Source organism: Flavobacterium adiutor (genome assembly GCF_048282555.1).
Lineage (GTDB): Bacteria > Bacteroidota > Bacteroidia > Flavobacteriales > Flavobacteriaceae > Flavobacterium.
The window spans coordinates 772,826-787,158 of record NZ_CP182487.1 but is presented as its reverse complement, the minus strand read 5'-3'; the positions used below and the strand labels follow the sequence as shown (position 1 = coordinate 787,158).

Below are 14,333 nucleotides of genomic sequence, written 5' to 3'. Positions count from 1 at the left end.
TAATTCAAAATATTTAAAAATGAAACTAAAGTTCAATGGATTTTTAGTGCTTTTGCTAGCACTAGTTGCGCAAATCACATTTGCGCAAGAGAGAGCTGTTTCAGGAATGGTTTCCGACAATGCAGGAATGCCTTTACCAGGTGTAAGCATTTTAGTTAAAGGAACAAAATCCGGAACACAAACTGATTTTGATGGTAAATTTTCCATTAAAGCATCCCCAAACCAAGTTTTGGTATTTAGCTACATTGGAATGAAAACCCAAGAAGTAGCAGCAACTTCAACTGCAATTAACGTAAAATTAGCAGATGCGGGTGCACAAGAACTGGAAGGTGTTGTAGTAACAGCTTTTGGTATTAAAAGAGAAAAAAAATCTCTTGGTTACGCAACTACAACTTTAAAAGCAGACCAACTTACTCAGGTAGTAAACACCAACCCTTTTGAAACACTTTCTGGAAAAATTGCAGGGGTAGATATTACTGCACCAGCACAACCAGGAGCTGCAACTAAAGTGGTTATTCGTGGCTTAAACAGTATTACAAACAACACTGGACCACTTTATGTTGTTGACGGAACTCCAATTAATAATACTTCAACTGGAACTGGAAATAATGATGTAGCTACTTCTACAAGATCATATGACTCTGGTAACGGTATAAGTGATATTGACCCAAATAATATTGAGAGCATGACCGTCCTTAAAGGAGCAGCAGCATCTGCCTTATATGGTTCAAGAGCTGGTGGCGGTGTAATCATTATTACAACTAAAAAAGGAAAAGCTAACTCAGGTATTAAAATAGACATGTTAGCTTCAACAGAATTTAGTGAAGTTGCAAGAGTTCCACACTTACAAAACCAATTTGGACAAGGATGGAATGGACTTGGATTTTCAGGAGCTAACACATACAGTAATGAAAATGGTTCATGGGGACCAGCATTCAACGGAGAAGTAAGACCATGGGGAACTGTTTATAACAATACTCAACAAATCAAACCTTACGTTGGATTAAATGACAACATCAGAGACTTTTACGATATCGGTGCGTTATCTACACAGTCTGTTACGCTTAGCGGTGGTGGAGATACTTCAGACTTCTCTTTAGTATTCTCAAATGTAAACAGTGACGGGGTGGTACCAACAGAAGCTGATTTATACAAAAAACAATCCTTAGGTTTTAATGGTGGTTTAAAGGGGAAAAAATTCACTTTAAGAACATCATTAAACTATGTCTATAAAGACCAAGCTATTGTTAATACAGGTCAAGGAGAGGATTCAGGTCAAGGTGCAACATTACAGCAAGATTTATTGCAAATCCCAAGAGATATTAGTGTAGTAGATTTAAGTGACTACAAAAACAATGTCTTTAACACACCAGATTATTATTTTACTCCTTATGCAACAAACCCATATTTCTCAATTAACGAGAATAGCACAAAAGTATACGGACACAATCTTTTTGGAAACGTTAATTTAAGCTACAAACTAACAGATAAACTTACTGCTTCATGGCAAATTGGTGGTAACATTAGAACAGAAAGACTTAAGAGTTACGGTGCAATAGTAAATTATTCAGTCGGTAGTCCACAAGCAATCGCAGGTGCTAACGCTGTTGTAGGTGGAGTTACAGAATCAAGATCAGAATTTAGTGAATTTGACACGTACTTTAACCTTAATTACAACACTAACTTAAGCGAAGACTGGAGCTTAAATCTTTTAGGAGGTTTCAACTACAATAAAAGAGAGTCTGATATATTAAAAAACTCAATTACAAATTTAGGTCTATCAGGCTTCTACGAGCTTTCAAACTCAGCCTTAAGACCGGTAATTGAGCAATCAAACACCTTAAGAAGAACAGGAGCAGTTTATGCATCTGCTGAGTTTTCATTTAAAAACAGATATTTCGCTACAGTAACAGGTAGATACGATATTACATCGACTCTACCGCCTACAGAAAATTCATACTTTTACCCATCCTTATCATTAGGTGCAATTGCCATTGACAATGGAAATACTTTCCTTAAACTAAGAGGAGCTGTTTCAAATATTGCAAATGATACCAGAGTATATACAACTGAAGATTCTTACATCTCAGGTTCTGCTAACGCTAACTTCGGTATAATTGCATCACCGGTTGGTGGTATAAGTTTCTTCGAAGCTTCAGGAAGACTTGGTAATCCAGATTTAAAACCAGAGAGTACCTTAGAATATGAAATTGGAGCTGAGGGATCATTCTTCAAGAACAGAATCAGCTATGATATTGCATTGTATCATAAAACAACTAGTGACCTTATTGTAGACTTACCATTGGATCCTTCAACCGGATATACTATAAAAGCAATAAATGCCGGCGATGTAGAAAATAAAGGTATTGAACTTTCTGTAACCGGTAGTCCAATTAAAAACAAAGATTTTTCATGGAACATTACTTACACATTCACTAAAAACCTGAATGAAGTAACTGAATTAAATACAGGAGGAAATTATATTGATTTAACAAGTGCATATGGTGTAACTATGAGAGCCACTAAAGGCGATGCTATTGGTAGTTTCTATTCATTAGTTCCTAAAACAAATGATGCAGGTCAATATATTGTAAATGCTTCTACCGGAATGTACGAAATAAGTGATGACATCCAAAAAGTTGGAAATGCACAACGTGATTTTGTTATGGGATTACAAAACTCTTTCAAATACAAAAACTTTAATCTGGCATTCTCATTAGATTGGAAACAAGGTGGTGATTTCTATTCTTACACAAAAAGATTATCACATTTCACAGGAAATGGAATAGAAACAGCTTATAATGATAGAAATTCTTTTATCATACCAAATTCTGTTAATGAAAACATTGACCCAGTAACACAAGAAGTTACTTATACTGAAAACACAACACCTCTTACATTTAGTACTGTAACTAATTTTTACAATACACAAAACAACCCTGGTATAGAGAAAACACACGTAATTGACAAAACTTTTGTTAGATTAAGAGAGGTTAATTTAAATTATGATTTCCCTTCTACTCTTACTAAAAACATGGGATTCAACAAAATCACTGTGGGTATTTACGGAAGAAATCTTTTCATGTGGACTCCTGGAGAAAATCCATATGTAGATCCTGAAGTTGGAACTTTCGGAACAGGAAAATTCTCTGATTTTGGAGAATTTGGAGCAAATCCATCACAAAGATCAGTAGGTGGAGTTTTAAAATTATCATTCTAAAAATATAATTCATAGAAAATGAAAAAGATAGCAACATTAATAACAGCGCTTTTTTTGTTAGTGTCATGTGATGAATCATTTGACATTAATAGAGATCCGGATTCATTGCCTCCTAATCAAGCTAATAGCACTATTTTACCAGCAGGTATTGCTGGTTTAGCAGGTGCACAAGGATCATATTATGCACTTATAGGAGGGTTTTGGTCCCAATTCTGGACACAGAACACTACTTCAAACCAATACAAAGACATTGATCAATACAGCCTTGGAACTAATGATTTCCAAACTGCCTGGACCGCAATGTACGATGCTTTAAACGACATAAGAGTTGTAAAAAAACAGGCTGAAACTGAAGGAAACTGGAATTACTATTTAATTGCTACTGTACTTGAAGTTGAAGCTTCACAAATTATGACAGATTTATACGATGCTATTCCATATGCAGAAGCAAACAATCCAAATATTTTACAGCCTAAATTCAATTCAGGAAAAGAGACTTATGATTTAATGATAGCTGATTTAAAATTAGCCTTATCTAAGGACTTAAGTACATCTGTAGGAACTCCTCCAGGAAAAGATGATTTTATCTTTAATGGCACAATGTCAAACTGGACAAAATTTGGTAACTCATTGTTATTAAAATTACACCTTAGATTAACACAAGTTGATCCTACATTAGCTGAATCAGGTATTAAAACATTAATTAATTCTGGGGCTCAATTCTTAGATGTTGATGCTGCAATGACTCAGTTTGAAGATGCTATAGACAGAAGTAATCCTTTGTATGAGACTGACAGAAGAAAGTTAAATACAACTTTAAACTTAAGAGCAAGTAAAACTTTATACCTTTATTTGCAGGCAAATGGTGATCCTCGTCTGAACAAATATTATGGAGCGGGAGTACCTAATAATCAAGGGGATTTCGAGAATGGCGCCACTGGACTTTCATTAGTAACTCTATATGCAAAAACTCCTTTATATTTTATGAGTGCAGAGGAAAGCTATTTCCTACAAGCCGAAGCTCTTGTTAGATATTATGGAGGTGTAGGAGCCAAAGAAAAATACGATTTGGGGGTAGCTGAAAACTTCAAGAAATACGATAACACTACTTCTGTCGCTCCTATTACTGGTCCTGTTGGAAGCCCTGCTGCTTTGTTAGCCACTGGGGGAAAATATGCATTCCCAACAACAGGAACTGCTGCTCAAATCGAAGCAATTATTACTCAAAAATGGATTGCAAGTTTCCCTGGAAACGGTTACGAATCTTTCTTAGAACAAAACAGAACTGGCTACCCTAGAGAATCTGCACTTCCTCAATCAGACGAAGATTACATCCCAGGACAATTTGCAGTATCTGTTGAAAATGTAACGAGTGGTGTATTTCCAAGAAGACTTGTTTTACCAAATACAGTAAAAACAAGAAATCCAAATGCGCCAACAATTTCAAAAATAACTACTCCAGTTTGGTGGGATATTAACTAAAAAACTTAAACAATGAAAAAAATATTTTTATCCCTAATAATAGTTTCAGGACTTTTGTTAACTTCATGTGATGGAGATTCAACAGATAATGTTTCAAAAGTTACTGCTTATGCTAACCTGCATATGAATGGAGATGCTGTTGTTGTTCTTACTCAAGGACAAACATATGCTGAAGCCGGAGTAGAAGCTGATGCAGATGGAGTAGCTCTTGAAGTGAAGCTTAACGGAACAGTTGACACAAGTAAACCTGGTGTTTATAAAATTAGATACTCAGCTACAAATAGCGATGGTTTTCCTGCATCCTTAACCCGTACTGTAATCATTTTAAGTGATCAACCTAGCACAATTGATTTATCTGGCACCTTTTTTAGAAATGGCAATCCAAATAATGTTACAAAACTTGGAGACAGAAAATACATTTGTGACAATGCAACCGGATATACTCCTGGAAATGAAAACAACATAACTTTGACATTTTACAACATTGATGACAAACAAGTATATGCTCCTTACCAAGAAAACACTTCTGAAACAGGCATTACCGCAGAAAGTAATATAGGAACAATTACTGACCAAAATAACTGGAAATGGTCAATTATAGCATCAGCATTCTTCGGTACTGCTGATAGAGTATTTAAACGTAATTAAAATTATTAAGAATGAAAAAAATTAAACAAAATATAGCACGCTTACTTGTAGCGGTATTTGTCCTTACATCTTTTATAGCTTGTGACGAAGTTGGCGATACAGATCCAGGAGGAACTTCTGTAGAATCTATGGCAGGTGACTGGTACGTACAAACATTAGTTAATGGTGCAGTGGTAATTGATTATAAACTTATTTCTACTTACAATACATCAGCAAATGATGGAAAAGAAATGTGGATTGATGACCAAGGTCATATATGGGATTTTAAAGTAAAATCTCCTGTAACTCTTAGTTCATCTTCATTTGCAGGAAGTAATTTAGCAAGTAGTGTTGATGGATATAATATTAATGTGAATATCACAGAAGGGAAGATCACTAAAAAAGGTGCCACTTCTACTGGAGGTCACACCGTTGATGGTATCTCTTTTAAAGCTGAATTCTCAGATGATCCTGGAACCATTTATGAAATAAAAGGTTACAAAAGAACTGGCTTCTCTGAAGACGAACATTAAAAAAAAATATAAATAACATTTTATTTTAACCACCCTGTCAATTCAGGGTGGTTTTTTTATAGAAACATATTACCTATATTTGTTACATGGAAAAAGAACATCAAATATTTGGCATTAGAGCCATTATAGAAGCCATTCAGGCAGGGAAAGAAGTAGACAAAGTATTCATCCAAAAAGAAATTTCGGGTGAATTAATGAAAGATCTAATGAAAGTGATGAAACGCGCTAACATTAACTTCTCTTATGTTCCTGTAGAAAAACTAAACCGCTTAACACCAAATAATCACCAGGGAGCTGTTGCTACGATATCCCCTATTGGATTTATTGAATTAGAACATCTGGTTGAATCGACAATTGAATCCGGTTCGAAACCTTTGTTTTTAATATTAGACCAAATTTCTGATGCAAGAAATTTTGGAGCCATAATAAGAACTGCAGAATGCACTGGCGTAAATGGAATTATTGTTCAAAAAGCTGGATCTGCCCCTGTAAACGGAGATACTGTTAAAACTTCGGCAGGAGCTGTATTTAATGTACCAATCTGCAAAGTCGAACATATTAAAGACGCTATTTTCTATTTACAAGGTTCTGGAATTAAAACGGTAGCAGCTACTGAAAAAACAGATCAAAATATTTATGATTTAGAACTGAATGAACCTGTTGCTATCATCATGGGATCTGAAGACAGAGGAATTAATCCTTCTGTTCTTAAAATTGTTGATGAAAAAGCAAAATTACCTATGTTTGGCACTATTGGATCGCTTAATGTTTCTGTAGCCTGTGGTGCATTTTTATATGAAACTGTTCGTCAAAGAAGCTAAAATAACAGTCTATAATAAGTACTAAAAAACACTTCTAATCGAAGTGTTTTTTTTTTATGCTTAACTATATCTACTAATCTGTTTTATCTTCTGATTTAGTTATGATATAATTTACCGAAATATCGGAATTGAAATAAGTAGAAATAATTTCAGGTTCTTCATCAGGTCTCTCTATATTGATAAAATTTCCGTTTTCGTCAAAGTGTTTCATAAAGGGATCCTGATCGGGATCAAAATCAGGTCTTTGCCAATCATAGACAATTGGTTTTGCATACTCAGGAGTTTTATAAAATAATGTCATAGCAAATCCTGTTATAAAACCTGCCAAATGACCTTCCCAGGAAATATTTTGATCAACATCTGGAAAAACATACCAAATCATCCCGCCATACAATAAAATCACAGCAAATGACAAGGCTACTAAACGATAATACCTAGTCTGGATGCCTTTAAAGAATATAAAGCTTACCAGAACATAAATCAGTCCACTAGCCCCAATGTGATAATTTTCACGGCCAATAAGCCAGGTAATCAAACCCGAAAATAAAATTCCATAACCAATAACACCTAAAGACTGCTTCGGGTAAAAAAACTGCAAGGCCGGTAACAATACGATAAGCGGAATAGAGTTATTATAAAGATGATTTAAATTTTCATGAATAAACGGACTAAATAAAACACCCTGTAAGCCGGAGAAATCAAGGGGATATATTCCGTTTTGGTAAAAGTCAAAATCAAACCGGATCTGGATCCAATAGATAATCCAAAGTAAAAGAACAAAAAATACCGGAAGACCAATAACAGCGGTAGAAAATTTAAAGTGGCTATCGTTCATGTTTTTTATTGAGTTTAATAAACTTCCATCAAAAAACTATCCAATTGCAATTTCCTGATAATTTGTCAGCAAAACAGAAATATCTCAATCTACAATTCATAGCCCTGATGGAAACGGCATCCTTTTTCCTGCTGCTGCCAGCAGGGAAAAGATATAGTGGACAGCAGGAATTAGCTCCAAAAAAATGAGAAATAAAATTGAAACTCGTAATTTTACAAAATGGAAGCACCTTTAGCAGAACGCATTCGACCACAGCAATTAGAAGACTACATTAGTCAAAGTCATCTGGTTGGACCAAACGGATCCTTAACGCAACAAATTTCGAAAGGAATTATTCCGTCACTTATTTTCTGGGGACCACCCGGAACAGGAAAGACCACGCTGGCTCAAATTATTGCACAAGAATCCAAGCGCCCTTTTTATATACTAAGCGCAATTAATTCTGGTGTGAAAGATATTCGTGATGTAATTGAAAAAGCAAAACAAAGCGGTGGACTATTCACAGCTAAAAATCCGATTTTGTTTATTGATGAGATCCATCGTTTTAGCAAATCACAACAGGATTCCCTTTTGGCTGCTGTTGAAAAAGGATGGGTAACCTTAATTGGAGCAACTACTGAGAACCCAAGTTTTGAGGTTATTCCCGCATTATTATCGCGTTGTCAGGTTTATATTTTAAATGCTTTTACAAAAACTGACCTGGAAGCGTTGTTGCATCGTGCCATGAAAACGGATGCTGAATTAGCTGCCAAAAATATTGTTCTAAAAGAAACAGAAGCGCTTTTAAGATTATCTGGTGGAGATGGACGAAAATTATTAAATATTTTTGAGCTGGTTGTTAACGCTTCTGCCAGCAGTGAAATTATCATTACAAACGACAGGGTTTTGGAACTGGTGCAGCAAAATACAGTTTTGTATGACAAGACGGGAGAACAACACTATGACATTGTTTCTGCCTTTATAAAATCAATTCGTGGAAGCGATCCAAATGGCGCTGTTTATTGGCTCGCCCGAATGATCGAAGGAGGTGAAGATGTTAAATTTATTGCCCGGAGAATGCTGATTTTATCCAGTGAAGATATTGGAAATGCTAACCCAACAGCTTTTATAATGGCAAACAATACTTTTCAGGCGGTTTCGACTATCGGTTATCCTGAAAGCCGTATTATATTAAGCCAATGTGCCATCTATCTTGCTACATCGCCAAAAAGCAATGCTTCATATATGGCTATTGGAAATGCCCAGCAATTAGTTAAACAGACCGGAGATCTGCCTGTTCCGATTCATTTACGGAATGCACCGACAAAATTAATGAAAGAACTGGGTTATGGTGAAGATTACAAATACTCACATGATTATGCCAATAACTTTGCCGACCAGGAATTTTTACCTGATGCTATAAAAGAAACGGTTCTTTACAATCCCGGGAGCAATTCAAGAGAGAACAGCAACCGAGAGTTTTTAAAGAACCGCTGGAAAGATAAATATGGTTATTAAACCAAATTATATTTTAGAATTTAACTGAAACTTTTTCAGAAATCAATTTATCATTTTGATAATATTCAAAAAACCATTGATTGTCTTTTGCATTCAAGCTTCCCTGAATACCCTCTTTTATGGCTATGAAAGAATCAGGGCGGGATGTTTTAAGCAGCTTCATAACTACTTTTGGCGTTTTATCAATTAACTGATAGCCGTTTTCTGTTGGCTGTGCATATAGTAAATTTGGATCTGAAACATCTGCAACAGGAGCAGAAACTGAAGTTACAGCTACAGCAGGAGCAGCAGTAACCGCTGCTGTTGATGCAACACCAGAAGCTGTTATTGCTGTTTTGCCACTATATTTATAATGTAAGCCATATATAGATAGGAAAGCCATATCCAATGATTCACGATAGGCAGCCTCATATTCTTTCTCTTTGCTTTTTCCCGTTTCAGAAGTATAAACTACTTTCCCATAACAGTCTTTAAACTCTACAAAAAGTTTTGTAACCAGGAAAGCATTATCTCTTTTTACATCTGCATATAAAAGATCACATCTATTGAGCAATTCTGCTGGAAGCTGATCATTCTCATAAAAGGCCTGAAATCCTGCCTTTATTAGATTTGCCTTTGTCATAGTTGATAATCGATAAGGATTAATGCCTTTTGCAAAATCAAATTTAATAGGGACAATAACAGCTTTGAAATCATTAATTGACTGCGAAAAACCAATGAATGACGTGAATAGAATAAATACTAAAAATTTAATTTTCATAATTATAAATATTTTTTGAGTTCTAATAAATTATTTATTTGTTTTATATTTTCAGGAGCTGCCACCTTTTTATCATTAAAAAAAATAGCATCCAGACCGGCATTTAAAGCACCATTAACATCAGCATCCAGACAATCACCGATCATGATACAATTTTCTTTTGAGGCTTTTGCCAGATTAACAGCATAATCAAAGATAATACTATTTGGCTTTTTTACACCAGCCATCTCAGAATTTGTAATAGTATTAAAATAGCCTGAAATAGCAGCATTATTAATTTTTTTATCCTGAACTCCTGCAAAACCATTCGTTATAATATGCAGCTTATATTTTGGTTTCAGATACTCCAAAATTTCAATTGCCCCTTTAAAAAGATGATTGTTATCTGTTAAAAATTCAATATAATCATTTGCAATCTGGTTAATATCTTCATCAGAAATAATAAAACCCAAAGCATCAAAGGAGTGTTTAAGTCTATTATAACGCAATTCCTGATGTGTAATTTTGTCGTTCTGATATAATTTCCAACATGCCTGATTTACAGGAATATATTTTTGAATAAAATCCTGACAATTGATTTCAGGAAATTTACAGTCAAAAATTCGTTCAAAAGCCAACTGCGAATTTCTGTCAAAGTCCCAAAGTGTGTGATCTAAATCAAAAAAGACATCGGTAATATTTTTACTCATAACTCATAAAATTCCTTCATCTGCAAAACTATAATATTTTGTTTCAGTTATAATAAGATGATCCAAAACTTTAACATCTAAACTATCCCCAGCCTGCTTTATTTTTCTAGTGATTTGCTTATCAGCATCACTAGGAATTAAACCTCCGGAAGGATGATTATGGCACAAAATTAAGCCTGTCGCTCCATTTTCTAAAGCCACTTTAAAGACTAAACGTATATCTACAATTGTTCCTGAAATACCACCTTTACTCAATTGAGACTTCAAAATTACCTTATTGGAATTATTCAGAAAAAGGACCCAGAATTCTTCGTGTGGAAGTTCGCCAATAATAGGCTGCATGATTTCAAAAACAATTTTACTGGAAGTAATTTTTGTTAATTCTACTGCATCCTCCGCTCTTCGGCGTCTTCCCAATTCCAGAGCAGCAATAATTGCAATCGCCTTAGCCTCGCCTATTCCTTTAAAATTAGTTAGTTGTCCCAGAGACATCTTACCTAAAGAATTCAACGTATCTGCACTAGCTAAAATTCTTTTACTTAAATCAACTGCCGACTCATTTCGGCTTCCTGAACCAATTAAAATTGCAATTAATTCGGCATCACTCAAAGCATTTTTGCCTTTCAGCATTAATTTTTCGCGTGGGCGGTCATCTTCTGACCAATTTGTAATAGGGAAATGTACTGATTCCATTGGCGTATATTAAATATTGTTTTTTACAGGTGAATTATTCGACTGATTCCGGACACTCTCACAAAAGCATCCAAATTCAAGTATTATACAAAATTATTGGTAAACTCATCAGAATAAATTTTCTAAAAATAAGAAAAATCATTCATTAAAAGTCATGTCTCCTTTAAAATCATTAATTTCAAATAAAAAACATGAAAAACAGGTACGTAACATTAACCCTCTTATTATTATTCTCGTGTGTTCAAAAAGAAAACATAATAACATTTTCTACTAATCCTGAGATACAGACTAATAGCTTTGAACAAAAATTATCTGAAGCAGCACTTTCGATAATGGATCCATCTATAAAATATGATCCCTCCTATTTGGCTATAAAATATCCAAACGGCGATGTCCCGGAAGGGAAAGGAGTCTGCACGGATGTAATAATCAGAGCATATCGCAAGCTGGGAATCGATTTACAAAAAGAAGTAAATGAAGATATGCTTGAAAATTTTTCTAAATATCCAAACTTAAAAAAATGGGGAATGAGTAAAACAGATCCGAATATAGATCACAGGAGAGTACCTAATTTAGAGGTTTTCTTTGAAAGAAAAGGAATGAAATTACCTGTATCTGAAAATGGAAAAGATTATAAAACAGGGGAAATTGTGACGTGGATGATTCATAACAAACTCCCTCATATCGGCATCGTTACCGCTAAAAAGTCAGATGGTGGTAACCGCAATCTAATTGTTCATAATGTTGGAGGCGGACAAGTTTTGGAAGACTGTTTGTTTGCTTATAAAATTGTGGGACACTTTAAATACAAAGGGGATTCAGATTAGAAAATTAGAAAATTTGTCAATCAGATAATTTAAAAAAATGCCAGCTGAAAACAATTCTCACATGATCTAATTTGCTGAGTTATCATTCTAAGCAAAAAAAAGTGCCAACTGGAAAACAATTGACACATTATCTAAATTTTCTAATTGATTTATTATTCAATCAATCCTTTAACTTCATCAAAATTTAAACCTCCATAATTACCAGAGCTCATCAAAAGCAAAGCTGAATTGTCCAGATTTAAATTGAACAGATATTCTTTGAATTCAGCTGGATTCGTATAAATAACCAAATCTTCTCTATTAAAAGAATTGGCGATCTGTTCGTAAGTCACTTCTTCGAGTTGTTTAATTTTGACCGCATCGGGTGAATAGAACACAACAGCTACATCAGCATGCTCTAATGCCCCCTGATATTCCTTCAAAAATTCGGCATTTAAACTACTGTAGGTATGTAATTCTAAGCATGCTACCAGAGTTCTGTTTGGATATTGTTCTTTTACCGCTTTTGTAGTTGCGGCTACTTTACTTGGCGAGTGTGCAAAATCTTTATAAGCCACCTTTCCTTTTCCTTCGGCGATTTTTTCTAACCGCTTTGAAGCGCCTTTAAAACTGGCAATCGCTTCATAAAAATCGGCTTCGTCAACCCCCATATTTTGGCAAATCCATTTAGCTCCTGCAAGATTATTTAAATTATGCGCCCCGAAAACTTCGATTGGCATATCGCCTTCTGGAGTTTTTAATAATGTTACGCCATCATTCACAGAATATTCAGGAGTATGATAAGGTAATTTGCGAATTGGATTTGTTGCAGCTTCTGAAACACGTTTTACTTCCGGATCATTTTCGTTGTAAACCAAAATTCCACCATTTGTAATTTTAGAAATGAAAATTTCAAATTGTTCTACATAATTTTCATAGGTTGGAAAAACATTTATATGATCCCAGGCAATTCCGGAAATCAAAGCAATATTGGGCTGATATAAATGAAACTTAGGACGACGGTCAATTGGAGAAGATAAGTACTCATCTCCTTCCAAAACCATAAAATCATTTTCTTCTGTAAGATGCACCATCGTATCAAAGCCTTCCAGTTGTGCACCCACCATATAATCTACTGCAATATTATGGTAGTGCATCACATGCAGAATCATTGAAGTAATGGTTGTTTTTCCGTGAGAGCCTCCAATTACAACACGGGTTTTGTTTTTTGATTGTTCATATAAAAATTCCGGATAAGAATAAATTTTCAATCCTAGTTCCTGCGCTTTAAGCAATTCCGGATTGTCTGCTTTTGCATGCATCCCTAAAATTACAGCTTCAATATCTGAGGTAATTTTTTCAGGAAACCATCCCATTTCTGCAGGAAGAATTCCTTTTTTTTCTAATCTTGATTTTGAAGGTTCAAAAATTGCATCATCGCTTCCTGTAACCTGATATCCTTTGTTATGTAATGCTAAAGCTAAATTGTGCATGGCACTTCCGCCTATGGCGATGAAATGTGTTTTCATTTAAAATTTCAATTTTTAAGTTCTAAACTCCAGATATTCTTAGAATTCAGTATTTGAGATTTAATTATTTTGAGTCAAATTTTCTTTTTAATTCCTGAGCTTTTTTAGGCTCTTTTAATTTGTTCAAATATAAATTATATAATTTTTGAAATGTAACTTTTGAATTGCCAATTTCATGTGCTTTTATATAATTTTTTTCTGCCGAATCGTATCTTTTGAAATACTCATCAATTCTTCCTTTGGACAAATATCCGTCGACAGGTGATAATTTTGTGAGCTCATTAGAATATTTCAGCGCTTTCGATTCGCTTCCTCCCACTATTCCGGGCAATTGCAAATACAGTTCTATTAATGCCCAGCGTGCTGGGAGATGTTTAGGATTTAAAACAATCGTTTTCTCAAATGAGGATTTGATGTCATCTACCATTCCAAAAGCCTTAAATTTATTCACTTCTAAGGCACGCATTCCAAGGCAGCCTCCATATTTATAAAAATATTCAGCCTCAGTAGGTTTTAACTGTTTTAATTTTTTGTAGTAGGATGCTGTTTTTTCCCAATGTTTTTCCTCTGCAGAAATATCGGCTAATCGCTCCAGAGTCTTACTATCATTTGGATAATATTTTAAGTTTTCTTCAAACAGAGCTTCCGCCTCCTTATATTTTTTAGCATGAAATAACTTCTCCCCTTTTTCAAAATTGGATTGTGACCATAAAATAAATGGAATCAAAAAGAAAAAAATTATTAACTGTCTCATATATCAAAAATAACGAAATATAGAATCGATTATTGACTTTTACACATAAATTAGTAATTTGTACGAAAATTATTTAATGCCTTTAAA

13 protein-coding genes are annotated in these 14,333 nt (G+C 34.5%); 7 read left to right on the top strand and 6 right to left on the bottom strand.

The genetic code is table 11. From position 1 onward, the window contains the following. The first annotated feature begins 19 nt into the window (after positions 1-19). From ACNC7R_RS03260 to rlmB, 5 genes are all read left to right on the top strand, one after another. Complete coding sequence (locus ACNC7R_RS03260; protein WP_417939581.1) at positions 20-3,220, top strand: SusC/RagA family TonB-linked outer membrane protein; 3,201 nt, start codon at positions 20-22, stop codon at positions 3,218-3,220. Positions 3,221-3,238: 18 nt separating this feature from the next. Then, a complete protein-coding gene (locus ACNC7R_RS03255; protein WP_417939580.1) occupies positions 3,239-4,702 on the top strand; it encodes a SusD/RagB family nutrient-binding outer membrane lipoprotein in 1,464 nt (487 codons plus the stop codon). A gap of 12 nt (positions 4,703-4,714) precedes the next feature. Beyond that, the gene (locus ACNC7R_RS03250) at positions 4,715-5,350 is read left to right on the top strand and encodes a DUF5011 domain-containing protein (RefSeq protein ID WP_417939579.1); all 636 of its coding nucleotides are present in this window, start codon (positions 4,715-4,717) and stop codon (positions 5,348-5,350) included. 11 nt (positions 5,351-5,361) lie between these two features. Further along, on the top strand, positions 5,362-5,862 hold the full coding sequence (locus ACNC7R_RS03245; RefSeq protein WP_417939578.1) for a lipid-binding protein: 501 nt from the start codon (positions 5,362-5,364) through the stop codon (positions 5,860-5,862). 86 nt (positions 5,863-5,948) lie between these two features. Then, positions 5,949-6,683 (top strand): 23S rRNA (guanosine(2251)-2'-O)-methyltransferase RlmB, encoded by a 735-nt coding sequence (gene rlmB, locus ACNC7R_RS03240; protein ID WP_417939577.1) that lies wholly within the window; start codon positions 5,949-5,951, stop codon positions 6,681-6,683. Between the two features lie 73 nt (positions 6,684-6,756). Here rlmB and ACNC7R_RS03235 read toward each other — a convergent pair whose 3' ends face one another. Beyond that, the gene (locus tag ACNC7R_RS03235; protein WP_417939576.1) at positions 6,757-7,518 is read right to left on the bottom strand and encodes a rhomboid family intramembrane serine protease; all 762 of its coding nucleotides are present in this window, start codon (positions 7,516-7,518) and stop codon (positions 6,757-6,759) included. A 219-nt stretch (positions 7,519-7,737) separates the two neighbouring features. On the opposite strand from ACNC7R_RS03235, the gene ACNC7R_RS03230 reads away from it, so the two are divergent. Then, on the top strand, positions 7,738-9,015 hold the full coding sequence (locus ACNC7R_RS03230; RefSeq protein WP_417939575.1) for a replication-associated recombination protein A: 1,278 nt from the start codon (positions 7,738-7,740) through the stop codon (positions 9,013-9,015). A 13-nt stretch (positions 9,016-9,028) separates the two neighbouring features. Here the strand turns inward: ACNC7R_RS03230 and ACNC7R_RS03225 are convergent, their stop codons facing one another. Genes ACNC7R_RS03225 through radC form a run of 3 tightly spaced genes read right to left on the bottom strand, consistent with a single transcriptional unit; the run spans position 9,029 to position 11,157 of the window. Further along, positions 9,029-9,775, bottom strand: coding sequence for a hypothetical protein (locus ACNC7R_RS03225; RefSeq protein ID WP_417939574.1), 747 nt, complete (start codon positions 9,773-9,775; stop codon positions 9,029-9,031). 2 nt (positions 9,776-9,777) lie between these two features. Further along, positions 9,778-10,464: a YjjG family noncanonical pyrimidine nucleotidase gene (locus ACNC7R_RS03220; RefSeq protein WP_417939573.1), complete on the bottom strand. Its 687-nt coding sequence runs from the start codon at positions 10,462-10,464 to the stop codon at positions 9,778-9,780. Between the two features lie 3 nt (positions 10,465-10,467). Further along, complete coding sequence (gene radC, locus ACNC7R_RS03215; RefSeq protein ID WP_417939572.1) at positions 10,468-11,157, bottom strand: RadC family protein; 690 nt, start codon at positions 11,155-11,157, stop codon at positions 10,468-10,470. Between the two features lie 191 nt (positions 11,158-11,348). Here radC and ACNC7R_RS03210 point away from each other — a divergent pair, with 191 nt between their 5' ends. Next, entirely contained in the window at positions 11,349-11,984 is a 636-nt protein-coding gene (locus ACNC7R_RS03210) for a DUF1287 domain-containing protein (protein WP_417939571.1), read from the top strand. 152 nt (positions 11,985-12,136) lie between these two features. On the opposite strand, the gene ACNC7R_RS03205 is transcribed toward ACNC7R_RS03210, so the two are convergent. Continuing rightward, positions 12,137-13,492: a UDP-N-acetylmuramate--L-alanine ligase gene (locus ACNC7R_RS03205; RefSeq protein ID WP_417939570.1), complete on the bottom strand. Its 1,356-nt coding sequence runs from the start codon at positions 13,490-13,492 to the stop codon at positions 12,137-12,139. 64 nt (positions 13,493-13,556) lie between these two features. Beyond that, on the bottom strand, positions 13,557-14,246 hold the full coding sequence (locus ACNC7R_RS03200) for a tetratricopeptide repeat protein (protein WP_417939569.1): 690 nt from the start codon (positions 14,244-14,246) through the stop codon (positions 13,557-13,559). Positions 14,247-14,333: the final 87 nt, after the last annotated feature.

What these genes read in the sequence shown, in the direction of transcription:
- ACNC7R_RS03260 (WP_417939581.1), top strand. Translation starts at nt 20, where the DNA reads ATGAAACTAAAGTTCAATGGATTTTTAGTGCTTTTGCTAGCACTAGTT.
- ACNC7R_RS03255 (WP_417939580.1), top strand. Translation starts at nt 3,239, where the DNA reads ATGAAAAAGATAGCAACATTAATAACAGCGCTTTTTTTGTTAGTGTCA.
- ACNC7R_RS03250 (WP_417939579.1), top strand. Translation starts at nt 4,715, where the DNA reads ATGAAAAAAATATTTTTATCCCTAATAATAGTTTCAGGACTTTTGTTA.
- ACNC7R_RS03245 (WP_417939578.1), top strand. Translation starts at nt 5,362, where the DNA reads ATGAAAAAAATTAAACAAAATATAGCACGCTTACTTGTAGCGGTATTT.
- rlmB (WP_417939577.1), top strand. Translation starts at nt 5,949, where the DNA reads ATGGAAAAAGAACATCAAATATTTGGCATTAGAGCCATTATAGAAGCC.
- ACNC7R_RS03235 (WP_417939576.1), bottom strand. Translation starts at nt 7,518, where the DNA reads ATGAACGATAGCCACTTTAAATTTTCTACCGCTGTTATTGGTCTTCCG.
- ACNC7R_RS03230 (WP_417939575.1), top strand. Translation starts at nt 7,738, where the DNA reads ATGGAAGCACCTTTAGCAGAACGCATTCGACCACAGCAATTAGAAGAC.
- ACNC7R_RS03225 (WP_417939574.1), bottom strand. Translation starts at nt 9,775, where the DNA reads ATGAAAATTAAATTTTTAGTATTTATTCTATTCACGTCATTCATTGGT.
- ACNC7R_RS03220 (WP_417939573.1), bottom strand. Translation starts at nt 10,464, where the DNA reads ATGAGTAAAAATATTACCGATGTCTTTTTTGATTTAGATCACACACTT.
- radC (WP_417939572.1), bottom strand. Translation starts at nt 11,157, where the DNA reads ATGGAATCAGTACATTTCCCTATTACAAATTGGTCAGAAGATGACCGC.
- ACNC7R_RS03210 (WP_417939571.1), top strand. Translation starts at nt 11,349, where the DNA reads ATGAAAAACAGGTACGTAACATTAACCCTCTTATTATTATTCTCGTGT.
- ACNC7R_RS03205 (WP_417939570.1), bottom strand. Translation starts at nt 13,492, where the DNA reads ATGAAAACACATTTCATCGCCATAGGCGGAAGTGCCATGCACAATTTA.
- ACNC7R_RS03200 (WP_417939569.1), bottom strand. Translation starts at nt 14,246, where the DNA reads ATGAGACAGTTAATAATTTTTTTCTTTTTGATTCCATTTATTTTATGG.